Genomic DNA, 22,025 nt, shown 5'->3' with positions numbered 1-22,025 from the left:
GGACCGTAATATCTTTGTTACGGTCCGAAGGTTTAATGATTAGCGGTTTTTACGTCTTAGAATCAAGCTATTTAAATAAGTAAAGCCCCCACAAATACCCAATAACATGAGAGTTGGCCAATAACCCCATAAAACATAAGGGGTATTGCCAGTGAAGGCTTTGGCTTCTGCTGTTAGTGTTGTCCTCTTGAATTGCGGTGCTTGTGCCACTATTTCGCCTTTTTCATTGATAAAGGCTGTAATGCCAGTATTGGTAGCACGAATGACATAGCGTCCTGCTTCTTTTGCTCTGAATTGAGCAATTTGTAAGTGCTGCCATGGACCAAAAGAAGTACCAAACCAACCATCATTACTGATTGTGATTAGGAAGTCACTGTCTCTTACCATGCGTCTAACTTGTTCGGCATAGACAATTTCATAACAAATGAACGGAGCAACACCCCATTCACCCACTTGAAGAACAGGCTGGTTTTCTTCACCTGGTTTGAATCCCGATAAGGGCATACCGAATACATCAAGAAGAGGGCCAATATATTGCGCAAATGGAATGTATTCACCAAAAGGCACCAGTCTGCGTTTGTAATATAGACCAAAACCATTTCCTGTAGCCCAAATCGCATTGTAATAATTTTTTCTGTCGGCACTAACGTCTGGAATGCCTGTGACTAGCGTAGTGTGGGTGTTTGCTAGCTCTTTACTGAATGATGCTAAATGTGGCTTTATTTGTGGGTAGGTATAGGTGATTGCAGTTTCTGGCCAAACCACTAATTCACTGTCTAAATGCTCAACAGTGGCTTGCTGGTAGTAAGCAAGAGATTTGCTTGCGGTTTCAGCCAGCCATTTTTCGTCCTGTTTTACATTGCCTTGAACCAGAGTGGTTTTCATTGTTCCGGTTTGCTGCACCCAACTAATTGGAAAATAGTTTAAATACGCAGAGCCGATCCAAATAAATATTAAGGCGAAAATCAGCGCTAGTTGGTTTGATTGCTTTAATAAAATGCCAGCTAAGGCACACGATGTTAATACAACACTGGCGCTGGTAAGCCAAATACCACCAATCGGTAGCAGCTCAAAGAGCCATGTGTTTTGTATCGCGTAACCTGGCAATAGCCAAGGAAAGCCGGTAAAAAAAGTGCTGCGAGCAGTTTCTCCTAATAAAAGACAGAGTGTGATCCATAGGCTGGCGGGAATTCGTGGAAAGCGTTTGGTTAGGTGCCATGCCGTCCATGCTGAAAAAGCCCAAAAAGCACACAGTACTGCAACAAAGCCAGAAGTAATGATTCCAGCAATAAGACTGCCTACTTGCCCATAATCTGCAATGCTGACATAAACCCAAGAAACCCCAGCGCCAAAAAAACCTAAAGCAACAGATGTTCCGCGCCAACATGCGAATTTTGCCGTTTTACTCGTGCAAACGAGTAAGCTAAATGCGATCAGACTTATGAAGTAACCAGGCCAGAAATGAAATGGTGAAAAGCTGGTGACGCCAAGTGCACCTGCCAGAATACCAATTAGGCCGATTAATTTTGAGGAAGGGTTTGATGCAAATAGCTTGAAACGAGGTGCCCACCCCGTCTTTGAATGTGTCGAGTCGGGGTGAGGCATGGTTATTTTACTCAGATATTGGTGTTGGAGTAGGTTTAGTGACTTGTATGGTTTTAATTCGGCGCCCATCAGATTTCACTATACGAAAATGGAAGTTGCTAAATGCTAGCTCTTCATCTCTTAAAGGGACATGGCCAAATTGTTGAACAAGAATTCCGCCAATAGTGTCGAATTCTTCTTCGTTGAATTCTACTTTGAAAAACTCGTTAAAGTCTTCGACAGTACACAATGCGGGTACTAGGTAAACGCCTGGGTCGTTGGTAACCTGAATACCTTCGTCATCCAGCTTATCGGTTTCATCTTCTATTTCGCCAACAATCTGCTCCAGTACATCTTCAATGGTTACTAAGCCCGAAACGCTGCCGTATTCATCTAGCACTAATGCCATATGATAACGTTTGGTACGAAAGTCATTTAACAAGACGTTTAAACGTTTACTTTCAGGAATGAAGTTTGCTGGACGAAGACGAGCTAAAATATCCTCTATCGTAATATCGTCTGATTTAAATAGTAGTGGCAGTAAATCTTTTGCTAATAGTACACCGAGTATTTCATCGGAATCTTCTCCAACGACAGGAAAACGCGAGTGAGAGGAATCAATTACTTTACGCAGAGAAGTTTTAGGGTCGTCTTCGGACTTAATGACCACCATTTGCGATGGTGGAATCATAATGTCTCGCGCTTGTACTTCTGACACCTCTAGTGCGCCTTCAACAATGGTAAAGGCATCACGATCAATTACATCGGATTTCACTGCGGCTTCTAGAAGTTTTACGATATCACCACGGCTGCGTGGTTCATCATTGAATGCTTGGGTTAGACGTTCAAACCAAGATTTTTGTTGATCGTTGGATAAACTCGATCGGTCGTCACTCATTGGGGTGTTAACTCACTCTTTAATCAAATAAGGATCGGGAATCGATAAGGAAGCCAGTAATTCTGTTTCGATCGATTCCATTTCATCTGCTTCATCATCATTTATATGATCATAGCCGCGTAAATGCAAGATGCCATGAATCGTCATATGCGCCCAATGATGGAATAATTCTTTATCTTGCTCCGCGGCTTCTTTTGCCACGATTTGACTGCAGATGACCAAATCGCCCAATAAGGGAAGCTCTAACCCCGGAGGGGCCTCGAATGGGAAAGATAAAACATTGGTCGGTTTGTCTTTACCACGGTACTCGTGATTAAGTGCGTGGCTTTCTTCCTCATCGACGATGCGAATGGTTACTTCAAACTCTTCATCTGAGTTTGGAAGGGCCTTTTCGACCCAACGTTTAAAATCTGCTTCGCTTGGTAAGTTAGAAGCATCTTCCGTGGCAAGCTGTAAATCCAGCTCTAATGTGGCCATTATTTACTACTCTCTGACTGTTCTGCTTGGGCGTTCAAGCGTGCTTCAGTACGTGCTTTTTTCTCGGCTTCGACTTCAATATCAAATTTGTCATAAGCTTCAACAATACGTTGAACCAGCGGATGACGAACGACATCGGAAGAACCAAACTGGGTTGTGCTGATGCCGTTCACGTCTTTTAATACATGCATCGCTTGCGCTAAACCGGATGACGTGCCGCGAGGCAAATCGATCTGAGTCGTATCACCTGTGATGACGGCCGTGGAGCCGAAACCAATACGTGTCAAAAACATTTTCATTTGCTCACGAGTGGTGTTTTGGCTCTCATCTAGAATGATGAAGGCGTTATTTAAGGTACGACCACGCATAAAGGCCAAAGGCGCAATTTCAATAACATTTTTTTCAATGAGCTTATCGACTAACTCAAAGCCCAGCATTTCATATAGCGCGTCATAAAGAGGGCGCAAGTATGGATCGATTTTTTGCGATAAATCACCGGGTAGGAAACCCAGTTTCTCACCGGCTTCCACAGCAGGACGAACCAACATAATGCGTTCTACGCGATCGGCTTCAAGCGCTTCGACAGCACACGCGACGGCTAAGTAAGTTTTACCCGTACCAGCAGGCCCAATACCAAAGTTGATATCGTGTTTACGAATTTGTTTTACGTAGCCTTGTTGGTTTTTGCCTTTAGGCTTGATAAAGGCTTTGCGAGTTTTAATAACCAGCTGATCCGCTTTTTCTCTTTTACTGCTCGTCAAAGATTCAATGGCTGATTCTTGCAAGTAAAGGTGAAGCGTTTCTGGAGAGATAATCGTATTCGCCAACGCTTCGCGATAGAGGTTCTCTAATAGCGTTTTTGTTGCTGCAACGTGTTCTGAATCATCACCAGAAATATCGAATAGCTCGGCACGATATTTAATAGAAACACCAAGGCGTTTTTCGATTAGTTTGATGTTTTCGTCGAGTTGACCGCATAGTCTAGCCAAAGCGTCGGCTTCGGCAGGAACTAAGCGGATTTGTTGAGTTGTCTGTGTGGTTTCCAAGAGTTACCTTTGATTATTGAAGTACAAAGTCAGAGTCGAGTTCAGAGCTTACCAGTTCACCTAATAGGGAATTAGGATAAGCATCAGTAATAACAACATCTGCAAATTTACCAATTAGTTGAGGGTCAAACGCACGGAAATTGACGATCCGATTATTTTCTGTTCGACCTTGAAGTTGCCCAGGGTCTCGAGGCGAATAGCCACTTACCAATATACGCTGAACCTCGCCCACCATAGATAAACTAATATCGTAGGCTTGTTGGCTGATACGACGTTGAAGAATCGCAAGACGCTCTTTTTTGATATCTTCTGGCGTATCATCTTCTAAGTTGGATGCAGGTGTTCCAGGTCTTTGACTGTATACAAAACTGAAAGAGTGATCAAAGCCGATTTCTTGAATTAAATTCATAGTATCGACAAAGTCGTCATTTGTTTCGCCGGGGAAGCCAATGATGAAATCAGAAGATAAACTGATTCCTGGACGTGCTTCTTTAATTCGATTGATTTTATCAATGTAATATTGACGATCGTGACCACGTTTCATCGCACTTAAAATGTTATCGGCGCCGCTTTGGACTGGTAGGTGCAAGTGACTGACCAATTTAGGTTCATTGCGGAAGGCTTCAATTAAGCTGTCGCTGAATTCAACTGGGTGCGATGTGGTAAATCGAATACGCTCAATACCATCTATTTGCGCCACGGCGTGAATGATGTCAGCAAGATCCGCTTCATCACCTTCTGCCGTTTCACCACGATAAGCGTTGACGTTTTGTCCCAATAAATGGATTTCACGTACGCCTTGCTCGGCCAGTTGAATAACTTCTTTAAGGATGCTGTCAAAAGGACGACTGACTTCTTCACCGCGGGTATAAGGTACAACACAGAAAGTACAATATTTGCTGCAACCTTCCATGATAGAAACAAACGCCTCTGCACCCTCAACACGAGGGGCTGGTAAATGATCGAATTTTTCAATCTCTGGGAAGGTGACATCCGTAATCGGGATATGCTTTCCAGCCGCGTTAACCATCTCGGGTAATTTGTGCAGTGTTTGAGGACCAAAAATCATGTCGACATGTTTGGCTCGTTTACGAATAGCATCGCCTTCTTGGCTAGCTACGCAACCACCCACGCCGATAACAAGGTTCGGATTTTTTTGCTTTAACTTCTTCCAGCGACCTAACTGGTGATAGACCTTATCTTGTGCCTTCTCACGAATAGAGCATGTGTTAAGCAGCAGAACATCTGCTTCTTCTGCATTGTCTGTGATTTCCATTTCGTGACTTTCGCCAAGTAAATCTGCCATACGAGATGAATCGTATTCGTTCATTTGACAGCCATGAGTCTGGATAAAGAGTTTTTTTGCCATGTAACGTATTAACCTAAAAATGAGTTCGTCTAATCGACTTTGGGGCTATTATATTGGGCTTTGCTCCCGAATCCCATAGCTGTTCTAAATTCCCTGCATTTAATCTCAAAATAGTGGCCTATTTTGCTGCTGGAGCTTTTGCAAAAGACCAGTCACAATAGTGGGATAATTCAAATTTTAACGTGGGTGTGCTTTGAACGTATTTTTCCGTGTTTTTTTATTGTCATTGGCTGTGAGTACTAACCTTTATGCTGATAGTGATGTATCGCAAGATGACACCCAGGAAATTGAGTTAGCTTCCAGTGATGTGCCAAATTTTGCTTTTGGCTTGGGGTATGGACTTTTAAATGAAAAGTCTTTACTGAACATTGATTTTAAAGTGAACATGCCAATTAATGATTACCTTTCCACTCAACTCTTGCTTAATAGTAATTATTTAATTACTGGCTCAGACAAAGACAGTTTTGCTCAATCTGAGTTTTCTTCTAATTGGTTTATTCAAAACGATATTGGTCGTTTAGGGCTTGGACTGGGGTTAACAGAGCTAGAGCCAATGGATGAAACTCAAGAAAAGCAAAAAGAGGTCATTGGACAATTTCTAGCGGACGCCTTTTTTGAGTCATTTTCGTTAACGGCTCATGCGATTTCTACGGAAAAAACATTTAGTAACATTACCAGTTCTCGATTGGGGATCAGTTATTACTTGAATGATGACTTACGAGCTTCTTTGTATCGTGAAAACTACCGAAAAGATGATATTGGTTGGAGGTTAGAAACCTTTTATCAGCCAGAAAAATACCTGCGAATGGGGAGTATTGGGGTGATATTAAGAACAGGAGATGATTTCGATTATTTTGGTTTGGTGGCGGAGTATTACTTTGATTATGCCGTATCATTAAAGCAACGTGAGCGTGAGTTTCATTAATTCTTCTTTTCTTTGGGTTGTTCTAATTGGTCTACGCTCCAGATCGTCCATTTAGGTAGAATAACCTCTTTACTGGCTTTGAATTTTTGGACGACCTGTGCACTAACTCTGCGATTTTGGACTCTTCCTTGCGCGGAGTCATTTGATGCAATTGGAAAACTCGGTCCATGGCCTAGGACTTTTAAACGATCCTGCGAAATAGCAAATTCTGAAGAAAGTAGTTGTGCGACTCTCTTAGCTCGTTTTAACGAAAGTTGTATGTTGTAGTTTTTGTTACCAGAATTATCGGTATAGCCTTCAATAATCGCTAAGGTGTCGGGAGTGTTTTGCAGTGCTTCTCCAAGACCCTGTAGTGAGGGTTGGTATGAGTTTTTTACACCAACATGATTTCGTTTAAAAGGAATGATCAATTCACTGTTATTACTGTGGGAGACTGGGTTGATTGAGTTTTTGTCTTGCGCATCTTCTTGCTTTTGCTGAAAGTGAAAGGGCGTAACAATTTCACCTGTGACTCTACGATTTTTCTTTCTACCTGTCTCAGTATCGTTTGAGGCAATAGGGCGTTCTTGTCCATAACCGAAGGTTTTTATCCGTTCGGGCGAAATGTTAAATGATGAAATGAGCGCATCCGCAATGGCTTCTGCGCGTTTTTTGGATAGAGCAAGGTTAAAACTTTCTGCCCCGATATTATCGGTATGGCCTTCAATAAGAATAAGTGTGTTAGGTGACTTTTGTAGAAACAATACCAGAGCTTTTAGCCGCGGAAGGAATTCGGGGTTAAGTTTATAGCTAGCGGTTTGGAATTGAATGTCAAAGTTAAAGCTGAAATATTCGAGTTCTGTAACTGGGCAGCCATCATTATCAATATCACTGTCCTTCGGTGTGTCGGGACACAAATCTCTTGCATTAATCACACCGTCGTTATCTGAATCCTTTAAGCTATTAACAACCACGGCAGAGTATAGGCTTTGGCTAATAGCCATCGGGCTATAAAAACAGCTCCAAAAAGTGACGGCCCACAAAGTGATTGAAATAATCATTTTATTATTCAATTCATTGTGCATTATCCATCTCAATATTGACTTCACGGATGTCCTTGACTCATAACAATCCCATTAATATTTTTTTAATATAGTATTGATGTATTCCCATTCATTTTGACTAATAGGCATTATAGATAATCTGCTGCCTTTCTTAGTTAATAGCATATCGGCCAATTCAGGGTTTTGCTTTAATTCTGCGAGTGTCAAAGTAGACGACCATTGTTCTACAAACTCCACATCTACCATATACCAGCGTGGGTTATCTGGGGTTGATTTCTCATCATAATAGGCGCTGTTTTTATCCCAACTTGTGTGATCCGGGTAAGCACTTTTGCAAACTCTGGCTATTCCAACTATGCCGGCAGGTTTACAACTGGAGTGGTAAAAAAATATTAAATCGCCTACGCTCATTTCTTTCATGAAATTACGAGCTTGATAGTTTCTGACACCATCCCAAGGAGAGCGTTTTAGCCTTTTTAGATCGCTTATAGAAAACGCATCTGGTTCTGATTTCATTAACCAGTAATTTTGCATGGATACCTCATTTGCACAATGAAACATACAATATGTTCACCATTACAATTATTCTAACTACAATAAGGAAGTGATGCTATAAATTGCCGACCTTTTCAATAGACCTAATATGCTCAAGGTCGTTAATTTTGTTATGGAAGAAGAAAATGAGCCACTTTGCCTGTAAAGCCTTTTCAGCGTTGGAAAAAGAACTCAAGGATGACCTACTTGAGTGTTATGTCGAAGCTCAACAAGAAATTGAAGAGACGGTTAATAGCATTGAAAGTGATGGTTTCTCCTTTGATAAATTGGATAAACTGTTTCGCTCTTTACATAGTTTGAAGGGAAATTGCTCGGTTTGCTTTCTTGATCCATTGGTTGGTGTGCTTCATAAGCTAGAAGAAATAGTTGACGGTATGCGTGGTGGATACATTCAATATCATGCTTATCTCGGGGAACTGATTATTGTTGTGGTTGAGAAGGTTTATGATTTACTCCAGCAAATTTACCAATCCCATGTAGCAGAAGCCGCAATACGAGATCAATTACAGGTAGGCTTAGATGCAATTTATGCTGAGGAAGACGATAGCAAGCGGCCTGAAATGGCTTCAACTTTATTGCGACAATGTAATCAGATCACTGAAGAGGTTATCAAGGAGCCTGCCGCGACACCGCTTATTGTCAAAGTAAATTACAGTGATGAGCAAAAGAATGACATTGAACAATTTATTGGTTTTAGTCAGAAACTGAATCGTCTATTGGGTTATTCATCAGAACGTAGTGAACGTATTCTCAAACTTTGCCAGCTGATAAATGTGGAATGTAAAAGCCCAGTTGATCCTGTCCAGTTAAGTGCGGCCGCCTATATGCATAATATGGGCATGGCGCTCATTCTAAAATGCAAAGAAGATGAAGACGCAAGGTTTCAGGCTGAGCAAAATCACCCATTAGTTGGCGCTAAACTGCTTTCTAAACATCAGGGATGGGACGAAGCGGTCGACATGGTGAAAGCCCATAAAGAGCGCTTTGATGGTACAGGCTTTCCTGAAGGTTTGGTGGGCTCATTGATTCCTCAAGGGGCGTTCATCTTATCCATGGCGGTTATGTTTATTGATACCGTCTGGGGCAAATCGGGTAGTGAATATAACAAAAGTGCCATGCGTGCTGTGCAAATGGTGAACTTTGAAAGTGGTAAAGGTTTCCCACCACATCTTATTGAATCCTTCAATGCTGCCATCCGAAAAGTGCTTGTGGCAAAAAGCAAATAACAAAAGACAGTAGCGCCAAGCATACGACACTTGCTAGCATGAGACTCTTTTAAAGAGTTAAGTTATTGGTTTTATGAAAGTTGACTTATTGCCGCTGGTGTTTCATCCCCATTACAGCATTCCATTTCCAGCAGGGCATCGATTTCCTATGGCGAAGTTTGGTCTGTTAGCCAAAACGTTACGGGAGCAGGGTATTCTCAGCTCAGAAAACGAATACATTCCAGAACCCTTGTCTTTAAGCTTGCTGATGTCTGCTCATCAAAAAAAGTATGTGCAACGCTTCATTCGTGGTGAACTCACAAAACAAGAAGAAAAAGACATAGGTTTACCTTGGTCTGAATGGTTAGTCGAGCGAACGTTGCGAGCGGTGTCAGGCACATTGCTCACGAGTGAACTGGCCTTACAGCATGGTCTGGCATGTCATCTAGCGGGTGGTACGCACCATGCGCACCCTTCTTACGGTTCTGGCTTTTGTATTTTTAATGATTTGGCTGTGGCAGCGCACGCTATGATCGAATCGGGTCGAGCTAAGAAAGTCCTCATTTTAGATTGCGATGTACACCAAGGGGACGGCACCATCGCCTTCTTTAAAGACAGAAGTGATATTGTGCCGGTTTCATGGCATTGCGAAGAGAACTACCCGCAAAATAAACAAACCGATGGCATCAATATCGCCATTCCGAAAGGGGCAAACGATCAAGAGTATTTGTCTATTCTCAAAAATACCTTGCCAGCTATATTGGCTGAACATCAGCCTGATTTTATCTTTTATGATGCCGGTGTGGATGTGCATCAAGATGATCGGCTTGGTTACGTCAATCTTACCGATCAAGGGATTCTAGAGCGAGATAGCTACGTGATAGAAACCTGCGTTAACCTGAAGCTTCCCACCGCTTGTGTTATTGGTGGCGGATACGACAGGCAAGAGGATAAAGTCGCGTGGCGACATAGCTTGCTGCATCAAGCCGCAAATCAAGTATGGAAAAAATACTTCTTGTAGGCTAAATCTTCGGATGCTTTTTTTCTAGGACTTGAGGTTCGCAAATAGGCTCGCCTATGTTATTGAAAAATGCCGAAGGCTTGCTGAAACCTTTGAGTTTCCACGTAAGAATTTTTGTCACCATTCGAAAATTAATCTTGATAGAGGAGGCTTTTAGGGGCTGGGGAACAGGGGGTGTTGCAAACTGACTAAACACGTATCCTCTACTTTTTCCCAGATCTGCATCTCGTGTTTCAGTGTTATCCATAAAGTTATGAATCACCCCAATAAAAGAACCGCCACCCCCAAAAGTATTGCCAATAGGTGTGTTGCAACAACTTGTGTGCCAACGATATAAGCCTTTAGAGCTAAGTCTTACACAGGCAATCTGCGATTTTCCTTCTGTAATCGTAAGAAATGACATAGGAATTTGAAAGATATCGGTTCCGCCATACTGGTCTAATATATTTTCCTTTTGCCTTAAAAAATACGCAAATGCTTGGCAGTCGTTGCAGCAACAAATAATCCGAGTGCCAATTTTTGAGCTGCTAGAAGAGATTTTTCCTTGAACGGTTCCGCAAGCGCATCTTAAATTCACTTCCGCCATAATGTTCCACCTACTTACTTTGACTGAAAAATATAATGCATTACTTAGGAAGGGTTTAAAAGTAATCAGCTAACTTTTTTGTTTTTGATATGCCAGCGTTTAGCTACTGTAAAATATAAAAGAGTCATACTAAATAAAAGTGTAGCGACACCAAAAGCCGCCATTGAGTAGCCGTGCCCTCTGCCGCGGTAGCCTTCCATGAGCGTAAAAGGGTACTTAAAACCGTAATAGATGAACCCCATTCCTAATAGGCAACAGAGCAGTGTTGTCATAATAGAACCAATGTACTTAAGGAAAGAAAGGTGGACAAAAGAGTCACCCATTCGTACTCCTAGTTTTACTCTAAACCAACAATGAATAGCTAAGATAGACCCAAGTGTGAAAATAATGTCTTCGGAGACAATGGGGATGCCAAAGTGCATAAAAATATTGTCGCTTAGTGCATCTGCTGCTGCCAAAATAAAAATAGCCAATAATGCTTTTGCATAGAACATGTTACTTATGCCTTTAATAGAGTTATGGTTTTTAATGTCATTGTTTTGCTTTTTGGCGTTTGGAAAGAACAAGATAGATAAATCGCAAGAGAAAAATGGATATGGCTAAGCCAAAAATGGATAAAGAGTAAAAGTGAATTTTCCCTCTATAACCATCGAGCAGTGATAATGGATTTTGAAGGCCAATGTATATAAGAATGGCTGAGATGATTAAAAAAATAAAAGCGAATAATAAAGAGAGTGATAACCTTGCCGCCGAGTAATATATTACTTTGTCTGCAACAAAATCACTGCTTTTGAATCTAGGGTTTAATGAAAAATAAATGATAAAAATAGAAGTGCATGCAAATATCAGATCCATTGTAACAATTGGAATGCCTAAATATTTAAAAAAATAGTCTATGCAAATATATATAAAAATAAGAGCGATTAAAAATAATGTCACTCTGAAGTTGGTCATATAAAATATCCTTCCTCTATTTGTTGGATAAATAATCTACTTTTTTAAGCTTAGTCAATTTTATTGTGTTTCAACTTCCAACGTTTGATAATGGCAAAGTATAAAAGCTTGGCGCTGAGCAAAAAAATGGCGATGCCCAAAATAGCCATCGAGTAACCATGTAATCCACTTCCCCCACGACCTTGAGTTAAATGTAAAGGATCAATTAAACCCAGAAAGGCACAAACGCCACCGATTACGCAGAAGAACACAGTGAACATGATAAAGCCAATGAATCTAAATGGCGAAAAGTACATTACATGGTTGTCTATGTATTTTTCTAATTTTAATTTAGGTAAGACATAAATAACAAAAAGGAAGAAGGAGGTTGAGAGAACATCCATCGCGACAATTGGAATGTCAAAAAGAGCGAGAAACCAATCAACCGCAGTGCCTATTATAGTAATTACTATCGCGAATGTGAAAATGATAAGTAGCACTTTAATGTAGTACATGTCTTTCGTCCTTTAAGAAGATTCCTTTTAAGTTCGTTTTTTTGAATTGTAGCGTTTGTATAAAGCAAGATACCCAAAACGTGAGAAGAGAGTAAATAAAGCTAAGCCTAAAAAGAGTAAGGAATAGCCATGGAGCTTACCTCTATTTCCATCCATTAATAATAATGGCTCATTAAAGCCAATATACATTAACACGGAAGATAACACTAAAATCGATAAAACAATGAGTACTGCAAGACATAACTTTTTTGTGGAGTAGTTGATAATATTATCCGATACAAAGCCTCCACGTAGAAGATTTGGTTTTACGGAAAAGTAGATGAGAAATGCAGAAACAGGTAAGAAGATTAAGTCTAAAGTCACAATAGGGATATTAAAAAATTCAAAAAAACGATCAATCATTAGACTCACTGTAACGAGAGCAAAAATAGTGAGAAATGACTTTACATAGAGCATCTTGTTTGTCTTTTAGCTTCATAATGGTAGTGACAAGAGAGAATGTTAACATCATGGCTGTCAATCGTGGAAACAAAGGGCCGCTTTATTAATCGTGGTGTGTTAAACGAATCAATCGAAATAGGACTAATGGCGTCCTTTGGCAATACATCAGCGTTTTGGCTTAATAGACAACACGCTATTGACCTATGGGATATACGAAATCACAGCCAAGAAGCAGCTTTTATTAGCAGGTACAAAAGAAGAGTTGTGTGTCTGAGAAATTTATCTTCTGAGTTGAGGTTTTTAGGCGTTAGCAAAAGTTAAACGTTCCAATTTTCCTGAGTTAAAGAGCAGAATAAAAGCTGACGAATACAAAGCGTTTGAATGGAACCTGAAGAAGGGATTAACCCCATCCTCCGATTTTCCCTTGGAAGACAGAGGAGGGAATAAAGAAGGATTTGTTATTAAAACGGACAAGCCGCGACAAAGGCTACCCATGCTTTGGTAAAAGGGTGCCTAAACTCCAGCCGATAGGCATGCAACAATAATCTAGGATCGTTCTGAAATTCTGGGTCGTAGAATTCATCGCCAATGATAGAGTGCCCAAGGCTTTGCATGTGGACGCGAAGTTGGTGGGAGCGACCGGTAAAGGGCACGAGTCGAACACGAGTCGTATTGTTCTCGTAAGCCATTTTTTCCCAGTAGGTGATGGAGTCTTTGCTCCACTCGTCAGTACAGATAATCTGTCTTGGACGGTTAGGCCAGTCGCAGCGCAGTGGTTTTCGTACTTCGCCTTTTTCTCCTAAAAGATGACCGCGCAGCAAGGCGCGGTATTCTTTTTTTACTTCCCGTTCACGAAAGTGCGCATACATGCGTTTTTGGCATTCGTGGGTTTTTGCCACGAGGATTAAGCCCGATGTGGCTTCGTCCAGTCTGTGTATGGCAAAGGCTTCACCAAATAAGCATTCTGCTCGATGCAAGATAGAATCGAGCTTATCTGCGCCACGGCCGGGCACAGATAAGCAGTTAGCAGGTTTGTTTATCACGGCAAACCATTCGTCTTCGTACAATATCTCTAAGTTCGGTACGGTATCCTGCACAGGATGCTATTCCGGTTTAGTGGTGAGTATGATACGAATCGCGTCCAAGCGGATTTGGTGTTCGTCGATACGAGCCAAACCTTCTTGCATGTTGGTTTCAAGACGTTCAATGTCTTCATCGCGAATGGTGTCGTTAAATGCTTTTAATTCAACTAAGCGCTCGATTTCGTTTTGGCAACGATGTTGATAAGACGTTTTCGCTGCGTGAACGATCGGACGAGCTTGGTCTTGAGCATTTAGCTGGTGAGTTTGCAGAACTTCAATGAGGTTTTTGCGCAAAGCGGCTACCCATTGTTCTGCTACACGGTTTGGCACACCTTTGAGTTTTTCAGCCCATTTATCGGCGGTAAATTGCTGATGGAGGAATTTGCCGTTGGAGTCAGACAGTTGCCACATTGGGGTCATTGGCAGAGATTGCGCCAATTTCAAACGTGGGTGAGCCGTGGCTTCAATGACAAACATACTTTCCACAAGTACCGTGCCTTCTGGCAGTGCGGCGATGGGTAAGATGGCGGAAGTCAGTTTGCCTGAATCAAAACCTTGCACTTCGTCCATTAACATAGTGATTAATGGGTGTTCCCAAGTGGCAAAGGCGACGTCTTCACGTTGGCTGGCTTGACGGCGATCCAACATCAGCATTTTGCCTTCTTCCTCAATGCCCGGCAGTGCCTCTAACATCATGTCTGTTGAAGGTCGGATAAACCATGCAGCGCGATCTGGATCATCATTGATGCAGTCTGCGTAAATATTGAACGCGTGCGTGACTTGTTCTATGTAGTGATGCAAACCTTTGGTTGCTTGATTATTAATTTGAGCAATGAGTTCACGAGCTTGCTCTGGGCGGCATGAGCTCATTTCTAACAAGCGGTTGCGGCCTTCTTCCATTTGCTTTAACAAAGCTTCATGGTAGATGTTTGCTTCTTTTAATAAGTCAGTATCGTCATCTTGGCCGTGTAAGTAGGCGTGTAGACTGTCTTTGAAAGCTTCCTCTACTTTATCGCCAGAACCGGTTGTGCGGCAGAAGGCATTTAGGGCGTGGTGATACCAGTGGAATAAGCGTTCTTGAACACTGTCTTTGATGTATGGCACATGGATTTGTACGTCGTTGAGTTGCCCAAGGCGATCAAGACGACCAATGCGCTGTTCTAGTAGATCTGGATGTTCTGGCAAATCATACATGACAAGGTGATGGCTGAATTGGAAGTTACGGCCTTCACTGCCGATCTCAGAACACACAAGAATTTGCGCGCCATCTTCGTCCGCAAAATAAGCGGCAGCACGATCACGATGAATCAGTGGCATTTGCTCATGAAAATCGGCGCTTTGGAAGCCAGCAAAGGTCAGTTGATCGTTTAGCCATTGCGCCATGTCGGCGGTGTGACAAATAACCAATACTTTATCGGCTTGGCATTCTAAGAATTCTTTTAACCAGTTCCAACGAGGGTCTTTTTCCCACAAGCCATCCGCTACTTCGGTTTCAGGCTGGACGTGATGGTTGGCGGATTCGAAATGCTCGTTGTTTTCTAGTGGGTATGAATGTAGATAACGGTCAGGGAAACCGCCCACTGCAGCACGAGTATTACGGAACATTTCACGACCAGTACCATGACGGTCGATTAACCAGCTAATGGCTTCTTTGGCGGCTTCCGTTTGTTGTGCTCCAGATTGAGTGGAAAGATCTTGGTACCAATCTTTTGCACTGACTTCTTGTAGGTACGAGCCGAATGCCCCGTTCCAATCGAGGGCCGTTTCGGTGTGATTATCTTGGGTAAACGGCAGTAAGGATTCTGCCAGTTCAGCGGCTTTTTTAAACTCTTGCTGCTGAGCTAGGTAATGATCAAAGTCATGGTAGTGATCCGCATCCAAAAGCTGAAGGCGAGAGAAGTGCTCACGTTCACCGGTTTGTTCCGGCGTCGCACTTAATAGCAACAGTGACTCTGTTTTCGCAGCGAGACGAGCAACAACTTGGTAGCCAATACTTGGCGTTTCTGGGTGCCAAGCTAGATGGTGTGCTTCGTCGACAATAACCATGTCCCACTCGGCGTCCAGCATATGCTGGGTCGCTTTCGGGTGTTGGCTTGCCCAGTCAATTGGGGCTATCGCGAATGGCTGTTGTTCGAATGGATTGTCATCACCGTCCATAAAGTCTTCATAGACAGACTCGTTGATAAGCGAAAATGGCTGATGAAAACGGCGGAGCATTTCGATCAACCATTGATGTTGTAAGTTGGTTGGTGTCAAAATCAGAACGCGTTTACATAGGCCATTTAATAGGCGCTGATGCAAGATCAAGCCCGCTTCTAGGGTTTTCCCCATCCCGACTTCATCACACAAGAGCGCGCGTGCTTTTGGACGGTTGGCGATATCGTGCGCGAGATAAATCTGATGCGGCAGTAGTTCAGCTTTTAAGCCCATCAAGCCCCGTACCGGAGAGGCGGCATTAGCGGCCTGGTGCTCAAGAGTGTGACGACGTAAGTCGAACCACATTCGGCGAGCAGGGGACAGGGCAAGTAATGAATCAAGCTCGTTTTTATCGTTTCGTGGAAATTGAATGATGGACTCTTCTAACCAGTCGTCATCATCACTGATGCGGTATTCGATTAAGTCATCAATTTCTTCGACTTCCAAGACGGTGAAGGTTTCATCTTGAAAATGCAATTGGTCGCCGACGGTTAAGGTGCGACGGACAAGGCTGGTCTGGTCATTCGAGTATTGGCGTTCTGCTTCCGCGTCAGGGAAGTGCAATGTAAAAGACTTATTTTGTGTGTCTACTATCATGCCTACACCGAGGTCTGGCTCGTTGCGGCTACTCCATCTTTGTCCAGTTTGGTACATAGTTATTCGTTGTCCGGTTCAATTAAAGTTAAGCTGCCTTGGCATAAATCATTCAATGTAGATTTATGATCGGGCCAAGTACGTTCAATCACAGCAAGGTCAATGACAATGCTGTCACTGTATGTTTTGTTCGTTATCTCTATATCGCTCTGCTCAAGCCAATATTCAACCTTGCCAAGTAAAGGGTAGGCGATTTTTAACTGAACAGGGCGACGTGGATAGATATTTTCATATTCTGTTTGCGAAAGTGCTTCCTGCACAGCTTGGCTATAAGCTCTTACTAAACCGCCTGCTCCCAGCTTTACACCACCAAAGTAACGTGTAACGACGACCGTGGTTTCGCCAAAGTCGGAGTGTTGCAACACATTTAGCATGGGTTTTCCCGCCGTTCCTTTTGGCTCACCATCATCACTTTGATCCCATAAATGGGCGTTGTTAGGCATGCCTGCAATAAAGGCCCAACAATGATGGTTGGCATCTGGGTAACGCTGACGTATCTCTTCAATAAAAGTTTTGGCGGCATCACGACCATTGGTTCGAGCAACGGTCGTAATGAACTGACTGTTTTTTATTTCTAGATCAAAGCGTTGCGTGTGTGTTGGGCTTAGGTAGTAATCCATGTAAACTTATCGAGACCTTAGCATGAGTGGCGCAAACGCCAATTCAGTATTCAAAAATAGACTCGTATTGTCTTTATTCGCGACGTCATGCCAAGACCTCACTTTGTTAAAAATAGACATTTTATATAGCGAGTTTTATTTCATATGACAGATTGGCTTTCGCAATCAGTTTGGGTGTTATCGGGCTTTTGTATCGGCGCGATTCTTCTATCTGGTATTGCTGGTGGTATTGTACAGGCTATGCGCCGTCAGTGGCAGCACACACAGGAAAAAATGCAGCAACAAAATGAGGAATTACAGCGTCTTTTAGAGCAGGCGAAGGATCAAATTCATTATTTAGAGAAAGAGTCTTTAACTTTGGAGCAACAGTTTGGTGCCGCTCAAAGTGTGTGGCAGGAGAAAGAAGCCTTTTATCGAGAGCAAAAAAGGCAAAATGAAACTGAGTTTAAGCAAATGGCTCAGGAGATCATGAGTCAGCAAGGTCAGCAGTTAGCAAAAGAAAATGAGCGCCAGTTAGGCTCTTTGTTAACGCCGCTCGGTTCGCAAATTCAAAAATTTCAAGAAAGTGTTGAAAAGAGCTATCAAGAAGAAGCCCGAGAACGCTTTTCTTTGGTAAAAGAGATTAAAGGATTACAACAGCTTAATCAGAAGATCAGTGATGATGCGGTAAGTCTTACCCATGCCCTAAAAGGCCAAAATAAGCTGCAAGGTGGTTGGGGTGAAGTCATTCTAGAGCGAATATTAGAGCGTTCGGGATTAGAAAAAGGGCGCGAATACGAAACACAGGCCTCATATCAAACGGAAGAAGGGCGACGTTTACAGCCTGATGTGGTGATTCATTTACCTGAAGGCAAACAGATCATTGTCGACTCAAAAATGGTGCTAATCAGCTATTTGGCCTACATGGAAGCCGAAACCGAAGAAGATCGAAGTCGAGCACTAAAGCAGCATTTGGATGCGGTTCGACGACATATGAAAGAGCTAAGTGCTAAGTCGTACCATGATTTGCCTGGGGTTACTTCATTGGATTTTGTGCTTCTGTTTATTCCTATTGAAGCGGCCTTTGGTCTGGCGTTACAAGGCGATAATGGATTATTTAGTGAAGCTTTCGAGCACAATATTATTATTGTCGGACCGTCTAATTTGTTGGCGACATTGCGTACGATCCAAAATATTTGGCGTAATGAAAAGCAGAGTCAAAATGCCATCGAAATCGCTCGACAGGCTGGCGCCATGTACGACAAGTTTTCTGGTTTTGTTCAAGACATGGATGACATTGGCAGTAAGCTTGATGCCGTGAGTCGTACCCATGATGCAGCTTTGAAAAAACTCACGGCAGGGCGAGGCAACTTATTGGCAAGAGCAGAAAAGCTTAAGTTGATGGGAGCGAAGACGAGCAAGTCACTGCCAGCCGGGTATTTAAATGATGACGCTATTACCGATCAAGCAAAGGATTAATGGCAGAGAGTGTTGAAGGTCTGAGTAAGCAGACCTTCAATGATTTGGTACATTACTCTGCAAAGACCCACATTACAGTGGCTTTATTTATGTAATTAGCTGTTTGCAGTTCTTGAAGGATTCTCTGGGTGAGCTCTTGCGGATTCATACCTTCGGGAACCTTCTCAGACTTGGCAATAATTTCAATATCAAGTTGATTGTTTAAATAATGCAAACGGGAGTTGGGAATATCCACATAGCCAGTATGCTGGCGTAATAAGAATCCTAGATCGGCCAATATTTGGTGGCGAGCAGGCAGTTTTAAATGCGGTGGTTTGCCGGATTCATGGAGAAAGCTCTCGGTTTGAATTTTTTCGTCTGTGTCTATGTGGACCATGACATCTTCTACTTGTGAATGAGCTTTTTTGATCGTGTAGGCCACCAAATCACCAAGATAATGACCTTCACTTACGCTGGCGTGGCTTGGAACATGAATGTGCATATCTAGGTAGATTTTCCCAGCCATGGATCTTGCTCTGACATCGTGGGGGGCCATTACGTGTTTTAGACTGTTGGCGGTTTCTTTAATTTGTTCAATCAATTTAGGATCTGGTGCGGTATCCACAAGCTCAGCTAAGTTCTCCCATACCATGCTGACAGCCATTTTGCCGATTAACAAGGCTACGACGATAGAGGCTACCATATCGGCCCAGCCATAACCGAAGTAAACACCAAATAATCCAATGAGCACGGCAACCGACGAAAGTGCATCGCTTCTACTGTGCCAAGCATTGGCAATCAGCATTTTGCTACCAATTTTATCACCGGCTTTTTTGGTGTAATGGAAAATGGCTTCTTTAACTAAGATGGTTGTAATGAGAGCAGCAAGACCGTACCAAGTAAATTCCGCTCGGGAGGAATCCGCACTAATGGATTCATAGGCAATACCCAGCGCAACCACAATAAGTACAATGCCCAGAAAGACGGTGGTTAATGTTTCAAAGCGAAGGTGTCCGTAAGGGTGGTTTTCGTCAGGACCTTGGCGAGAGTTGGCTGAGGCAAAGTAAACAAATACGTCTGTGACCAAATCGGATAAAGAGTGAATGCCATCTGCTATCAAAGCTTGGGATTGAGAAAAATATCCGGCCACTATTTTTGCTAAGCCTAATAACGCATCCCAAATGGCGCCAACGAGAGTGACTCGCTTTGCTATATTTTGTTCTTGAATTTGATCGGTCATGAAATGGGTGAGCCTGCTATAAAGTCGGAAAAGAGTTGGTTTTTCTTAACATAATCTATCTTAATAACGTTGTCTTAAATTTTTATTAAGAGTGCAGATTTTATAGTGAAATAAATTGAAATTAGTATCGTTTTTTCTTGCTAATAAAGGTTAATGGGTCTTAGGTGAATCATTCGTTTTTGGCTGAAATTTACAGGAGCGCCATGTTATCTCGCTTACCCAATGTTCTCCCCAAGCTTATCCACGATATCTGTGGAAAAGCTTGGAAGAGAATGATTAATTAATTTCAAACCACAAACGATATGAAGCAAAGAACTCTCTCATCGTCAATGACATTAGTGAGAAATTGGCATCCATGTCAGACAAACCACCGCCTTGGGAGTCATTAAAGGCCGCTTCTTTTAGCGCGTCATCAAATTTGATTTTGCGTAATGTCAGATCATCGTGTAATACAAAGCTGAGTTTGTCTGCCCAACGCAATCCTAGATTTTTCACCGCCATCCCTTGTTCTAAATGGCGTGTCACATCCTCAGATAATGGCTCTAATGACTTAAACCGTATGGTGGCTTTGTCTTCAGAGGCATCTTGTATTTCGCATTCATCACCAGTTTCTAAGCTCGCTGGGACTTCGTTTTTTGTTAACCAATCTGTCATTAAAGAAGAAGGGGAGACTTGTGCTTGCAAAGGTGTCATTGGGAAGCTGCCCAAAGTGGTTTGCAAATGTTTGAATAATTGCTCAGTCATACTGGCATTGGTGCTGTTGAGAACTAGAATTTTTGCTTCTAGATCAATGTAAGCCCAGATGTCAGTGCGTTTAGAAAAAGCTTTTGGACGAAGGGTGAAAACTAATTCGTCTTTCATGTCGGATTTTTCTTTCCGACCCACTTTACGGCCTTCAATTAATTCTATTTCAGCTACTTTGGCTTCAAGTTCTTCACGGACAACGGCAGAAGGCAGCACTTTTTCTTCCTTGCCAGCACGGAATAATAAACAGCGACCGTTAGCAAGACTCCATTGTTCGCTATTACGAATAAGTGGTAACCAGCCAAAAGAGAACTCTTCCTGTGAACCACATTCCTTCAAAGGGAATTCAGGGATTTTGTCAATTAATTCATTGGTATCTAGTGATTCGGTGTCTTTTAATTGGAAAATCTGGGCATTTTTGAACCACATAATTAATCTCTCACGGCTTCTTTAAAGTGTCTTCGGCAAACGGACAAGTAGCGGTCATTGCCGCCTATTTCTACTTGTGCGCCTTCTTTAACGGGAATTCCTTGTGCATTAAGTCGAATGACCATAGTCGCTTTGCTGCCACAATGACAGACGGTTTTTAGCTCGATAAGCTTATCTGACCAAGCAAGTAGCGCTTTACTTCCTTCAAAGAGTTCACCTTGAAAGTCAGTACGAATGCCAAAGGCTAAAACAGGGATATGCAATTTATCAACAATTTCTGAAAGGTCGTACACTTGTTCTTTGGTTAGAAATTGTGCTTCATCAATAAGTATACAGTTTAAGGCTTCTTGTTGATTTTCTTCTTTTATCAAGGTCGCGATATTTGTGTTTTTATCAAACAGACTGGCTTCAGCGGAAATGCCAATTCGAGAGGCAATATGCCCTGTTTCAAATCTATTATCTATTGATGCTGTAAGAAGCAATACTCGCATGCCTCGCTCTTGATAGTTATGAGCGGATTGCAATAGAACGGTAGATTTTCCTGCGTTCATTGCCGAGTAGTAAAAGTACAGTTTGGCCATATTGAGTCTGTTTGTTCGCTCGCTAATGAATTTGGCTGAAGAGTATAGCAAATGAATATCGGGAATGACCTTATTTTTTGGGTCTTGTGTTTTTCGGCTTCTCTATGCTTTTGTTTATTTGTTGGGTTAACCATTCAGCGCGTTTTAATCCGCTTATTTCACAGAGCTGATCGAGTTTATTGATAATGTCTTGTTCAACGACGAGTTCTAAGCGTTTTAGGCCTTGAGCTTTTGCCTTTTCGCGTTGTGCTCGTTTGTTGAGTTTTAGCTGATCTTTGCGGGTAAGGGGTTGCGTTCTAGGGCGGCCTGGTGATTTGCCAAAGAGGTCGATTGTATTCCGATCGGATGACGCTTTTGCCATGGTGTAAAGTTCGTTTGAATTAAGGGGTTATATAGAGCATACAAAATGAGAACGAAAAACAATCTATCGGTGTTTTTCGTTCT

At 42.3% G+C, this 22,025-nt stretch carries 23 protein-coding genes; 4 read left to right on the top strand and 19 right to left on the bottom strand.

The features are described from left to right. Nucleotides 1-39: 39 nt before the first annotated feature. Genes lnt through miaB form a run of 5 tightly spaced genes read right to left on the bottom strand, consistent with a single transcriptional unit; the run spans nt 40 to nt 5,374 of the window. Nucleotides 40-1,605, bottom strand: a complete 1,566-nt coding sequence (gene lnt, locus C0J08_RS13810) for an apolipoprotein N-acyltransferase (RefSeq protein WP_212652520.1) — start codon at nt 1,603-1,605, stop codon at nt 40-42. A 7-nt stretch (nt 1,606-1,612) separates the two neighbouring features. Further along, the gene (locus C0J08_RS13805; RefSeq protein ID WP_212652519.1) at nt 1,613-2,482 is read right to left on the bottom strand and encodes a CorC family transporter; all 870 of its coding nucleotides are present in this window, start codon (nt 2,480-2,482) and stop codon (nt 1,613-1,615) included. Nucleotides 2,483-2,494: 12 nt separating this feature from the next. Further along, nucleotides 2,495-2,959 (bottom strand): rRNA maturation RNase YbeY, encoded by a 465-nt coding sequence (gene ybeY / locus C0J08_RS13800; protein ID WP_212652518.1) that lies wholly within the window; start codon nt 2,957-2,959, stop codon nt 2,495-2,497. Then, nucleotides 2,959-4,005: a PhoH family protein gene (locus C0J08_RS13795; protein ID WP_212652517.1), complete on the bottom strand. Its 1,047-nt coding sequence runs from the start codon at nt 4,003-4,005 to the stop codon at nt 2,959-2,961. The genes ybeY and C0J08_RS13795 overlap by 1 nt, the downstream gene beginning before the upstream one ends. Before the next feature lie 13 nt (nt 4,006-4,018). Next, nucleotides 4,019-5,374 (bottom strand): tRNA (N6-isopentenyl adenosine(37)-C2)-methylthiotransferase MiaB, encoded by a 1,356-nt coding sequence (gene miaB / locus C0J08_RS13790; RefSeq protein ID WP_212652516.1) that lies wholly within the window; start codon nt 5,372-5,374, stop codon nt 4,019-4,021. 193 nt (nt 5,375-5,567) lie between these two features. Here miaB and C0J08_RS13785 point away from each other — a divergent pair, with 193 nt between their 5' ends. Next, nucleotides 5,568-6,299 (top strand): hypothetical protein, encoded by a 732-nt coding sequence (locus C0J08_RS13785; RefSeq protein ID WP_212652515.1) that lies wholly within the window; start codon nt 5,568-5,570, stop codon nt 6,297-6,299. Here C0J08_RS13785 and C0J08_RS13780 read toward each other — a convergent pair. Further along, nucleotides 6,296-7,363, bottom strand: a complete 1,068-nt coding sequence (locus C0J08_RS13780) for an OmpA family protein (RefSeq protein ID WP_212652514.1) — start codon at nt 7,361-7,363, stop codon at nt 6,296-6,298. The genes C0J08_RS13785 and C0J08_RS13780 overlap by 4 nt on opposite strands. A 51-nt stretch (nt 7,364-7,414) precedes the next feature. Continuing rightward, nucleotides 7,415-7,876: an EVE domain-containing protein gene (locus tag C0J08_RS13775; protein ID WP_212652513.1), complete on the bottom strand. Its 462-nt coding sequence runs from the start codon at nt 7,874-7,876 to the stop codon at nt 7,415-7,417. Nucleotides 7,877-8,022: 146 nt separating this feature from the next. On the opposite strand from C0J08_RS13775, the gene C0J08_RS13770 reads away from it, so the two are divergent. Both C0J08_RS13770 and C0J08_RS13765 read left to right on the top strand, forming a co-directional pair. Next, on the top strand, nt 8,023-9,123 hold the full coding sequence (locus C0J08_RS13770; RefSeq protein ID WP_212652512.1) for an HD domain-containing phosphohydrolase: 1,101 nt from the start codon (nt 8,023-8,025) through the stop codon (nt 9,121-9,123). Between the two features lie 73 nt (nt 9,124-9,196). After that, nucleotides 9,197-10,123, top strand: coding sequence for a histone deacetylase family protein (locus C0J08_RS13765; protein ID WP_212652511.1), 927 nt, complete (start codon nt 9,197-9,199; stop codon nt 10,121-10,123). Between the two features lies 1 nt (nt 10,124). On the opposite strand, the gene C0J08_RS13760 is transcribed toward C0J08_RS13765, so the two are convergent. From C0J08_RS13760 to C0J08_RS13725, 8 genes are all read right to left on the bottom strand, one after another. Next, entirely contained in the window at nt 10,125-10,709 is a 585-nt protein-coding gene (locus C0J08_RS13760) for a DUF6151 family protein (RefSeq protein ID WP_212652510.1), read from the bottom strand. A 65-nt stretch (nt 10,710-10,774) separates the two neighbouring features. Then, on the bottom strand, nt 10,775-11,203 hold the full coding sequence (locus C0J08_RS13755) for a hypothetical protein (RefSeq protein WP_212652509.1): 429 nt from the start codon (nt 11,201-11,203) through the stop codon (nt 10,775-10,777). Between the two features lie 37 nt (nt 11,204-11,240). After that, on the bottom strand, nt 11,241-11,663 hold the full coding sequence (locus C0J08_RS13750; RefSeq protein WP_212652508.1) for a hypothetical protein: 423 nt from the start codon (nt 11,661-11,663) through the stop codon (nt 11,241-11,243). Nucleotides 11,664-11,713: 50 nt separating this feature from the next. After that, the gene (locus C0J08_RS13745) at nt 11,714-12,157 is read right to left on the bottom strand and encodes a hypothetical protein (RefSeq protein WP_212652507.1); all 444 of its coding nucleotides are present in this window, start codon (nt 12,155-12,157) and stop codon (nt 11,714-11,716) included. Between the two features lie 27 nt (nt 12,158-12,184). Further along, the gene (locus C0J08_RS13740; protein WP_212652506.1) at nt 12,185-12,559 is read right to left on the bottom strand and encodes a hypothetical protein; all 375 of its coding nucleotides are present in this window, start codon (nt 12,557-12,559) and stop codon (nt 12,185-12,187) included. Between the two features lie 500 nt (nt 12,560-13,059). Then, entirely contained in the window at nt 13,060-13,695 is a 636-nt protein-coding gene (locus C0J08_RS13735) for an RluA family pseudouridine synthase (protein WP_212652505.1), read from the bottom strand. A 6-nt stretch (nt 13,696-13,701) separates the two neighbouring features. Then, a complete protein-coding gene (gene rapA, locus C0J08_RS13730; RefSeq protein ID WP_212652504.1) occupies nt 13,702-16,530 on the bottom strand; it encodes an RNA polymerase-associated protein RapA in 2,829 nt (942 codons plus the stop codon). Between the two features lie 2 nt (nt 16,531-16,532). Next, nucleotides 16,533-17,150 (bottom strand): YigZ family protein, encoded by a 618-nt coding sequence (locus C0J08_RS13725; protein ID WP_212652503.1) that lies wholly within the window; start codon nt 17,148-17,150, stop codon nt 16,533-16,535. A 144-nt stretch (nt 17,151-17,294) separates the two neighbouring features. On the opposite strand from C0J08_RS13725, the gene C0J08_RS13720 reads away from it, so the two are divergent. After that, nucleotides 17,295-18,608: a DNA recombination protein RmuC gene (locus C0J08_RS13720; RefSeq protein WP_212652502.1), complete on the top strand. Its 1,314-nt coding sequence runs from the start codon at nt 17,295-17,297 to the stop codon at nt 18,606-18,608. A gap of 52 nt (nt 18,609-18,660) precedes the next feature. On the opposite strand, the gene C0J08_RS13715 is transcribed toward C0J08_RS13720, so the two are convergent. From C0J08_RS13715 to ybfE, 4 genes are all read right to left on the bottom strand, one after another. Continuing rightward, nucleotides 18,661-19,827, bottom strand: a complete 1,167-nt coding sequence (locus C0J08_RS13715; protein ID WP_212652501.1) for a cation diffusion facilitator family transporter — start codon at nt 19,825-19,827, stop codon at nt 18,661-18,663. 276 nt (nt 19,828-20,103) lie between these two features. Beyond that, nucleotides 20,104-21,000, bottom strand: a complete 897-nt coding sequence (locus tag C0J08_RS13710; RefSeq protein WP_212652500.1) for a recombination-associated protein RdgC — start codon at nt 20,998-21,000, stop codon at nt 20,104-20,106. A gap of 2 nt (nt 21,001-21,002) precedes the next feature. Beyond that, complete coding sequence (locus tag C0J08_RS13705) at nt 21,003-21,581, bottom strand: thymidine kinase (protein WP_212652499.1); 579 nt, start codon at nt 21,579-21,581, stop codon at nt 21,003-21,005. Between the two features lie 70 nt (nt 21,582-21,651). After that, nucleotides 21,652-21,942 carry a LexA regulated protein gene (gene ybfE, locus C0J08_RS13700; RefSeq protein ID WP_212652498.1) on the bottom strand — a complete coding sequence of 97 codons (291 nt, stop codon included), beginning with the start codon at nt 21,940-21,942 and terminating at the stop codon, nt 21,652-21,654. Nucleotides 21,943-22,025 lie beyond the last annotated feature (83 nt).

The sequence above is a fragment of the Marinomonas sp. CT5 genome (genome assembly GCF_018336975.1).
Lineage (GTDB): Bacteria > Pseudomonadota > Gammaproteobacteria > Pseudomonadales > Marinomonadaceae > Marinomonas.
The sequence above is the reverse complement of the archived record's forward strand: the minus strand, read 5'-3'. Positions and strand labels throughout refer to the sequence as shown.

What these genes read in the sequence shown, in the direction of transcription:
- C0J08_RS13745 (WP_212652507.1), bottom strand. Translation starts at nt 12,157, where the DNA reads ATGTACTACATTAAAGTGCTACTTATCATTTTCACATTCGCGATAGTA.
- C0J08_RS13775 (WP_212652513.1), bottom strand. Translation starts at nt 7,876, where the DNA reads ATGCAAAATTACTGGTTAATGAAATCAGAACCAGATGCGTTTTCTATA.
- C0J08_RS13725 (WP_212652503.1), bottom strand. Translation starts at nt 17,150, where the DNA reads ATGGATTACTACCTAAGCCCAACACACACGCAACGCTTTGATCTAGAA.
- C0J08_RS13740 (WP_212652506.1), bottom strand. Translation starts at nt 12,559, where the DNA reads ATGATTGATCGTTTTTTTGAATTTTTTAATATCCCTATTGTGACTTTA.
- C0J08_RS13780 (WP_212652514.1), bottom strand. Translation starts at nt 7,363, where the DNA reads ATGCACAATGAATTGAATAATAAAATGATTATTTCAATCACTTTGTGG.
- C0J08_RS13765 (WP_212652511.1), top strand. Translation starts at nt 9,197, where the DNA reads ATGAAAGTTGACTTATTGCCGCTGGTGTTTCATCCCCATTACAGCATT.
- ybfE (WP_212652498.1), bottom strand. Translation starts at nt 21,942, where the DNA reads ATGGCAAAAGCGTCATCCGATCGGAATACAATCGACCTCTTTGGCAAA.
- C0J08_RS13705 (WP_212652499.1), bottom strand. Translation starts at nt 21,581, where the DNA reads ATGGCCAAACTGTACTTTTACTACTCGGCAATGAACGCAGGAAAATCT.
- C0J08_RS13710 (WP_212652500.1), bottom strand. Translation starts at nt 21,000, where the DNA reads ATGTGGTTCAAAAATGCCCAGATTTTCCAATTAAAAGACACCGAATCA.
- lnt (WP_212652520.1), bottom strand. Translation starts at nt 1,605, where the DNA reads ATGCCTCACCCCGACTCGACACATTCAAAGACGGGGTGGGCACCTCGT.
- C0J08_RS13760 (WP_212652510.1), bottom strand. Translation starts at nt 10,709, where the DNA reads ATGGCGGAAGTGAATTTAAGATGCGCTTGCGGAACCGTTCAAGGAAAA.
- C0J08_RS13720 (WP_212652502.1), top strand. Translation starts at nt 17,295, where the DNA reads ATGACAGATTGGCTTTCGCAATCAGTTTGGGTGTTATCGGGCTTTTGT.
- ybeY (WP_212652518.1), bottom strand. Translation starts at nt 2,959, where the DNA reads ATGGCCACATTAGAGCTGGATTTACAGCTTGCCACGGAAGATGCTTCT.
- C0J08_RS13755 (WP_212652509.1), bottom strand. Translation starts at nt 11,203, where the DNA reads ATGTTCTATGCAAAAGCATTATTGGCTATTTTTATTTTGGCAGCAGCA.
- C0J08_RS13805 (WP_212652519.1), bottom strand. Translation starts at nt 2,482, where the DNA reads ATGAGTGACGACCGATCGAGTTTATCCAACGATCAACAAAAATCTTGG.
- C0J08_RS13715 (WP_212652501.1), bottom strand. Translation starts at nt 19,827, where the DNA reads ATGACCGATCAAATTCAAGAACAAAATATAGCAAAGCGAGTCACTCTC.
- miaB (WP_212652516.1), bottom strand. Translation starts at nt 5,374, where the DNA reads ATGGCAAAAAAACTCTTTATCCAGACTCATGGCTGTCAAATGAACGAA.
- rapA (WP_212652504.1), bottom strand. Translation starts at nt 16,530, where the DNA reads ATGTACCAAACTGGACAAAGATGGAGTAGCCGCAACGAGCCAGACCTC.
- C0J08_RS13750 (WP_212652508.1), bottom strand. Translation starts at nt 11,663, where the DNA reads ATGACCAACTTCAGAGTGACATTATTTTTAATCGCTCTTATTTTTATA.
- C0J08_RS13770 (WP_212652512.1), top strand. Translation starts at nt 8,023, where the DNA reads ATGAGCCACTTTGCCTGTAAAGCCTTTTCAGCGTTGGAAAAAGAACTC.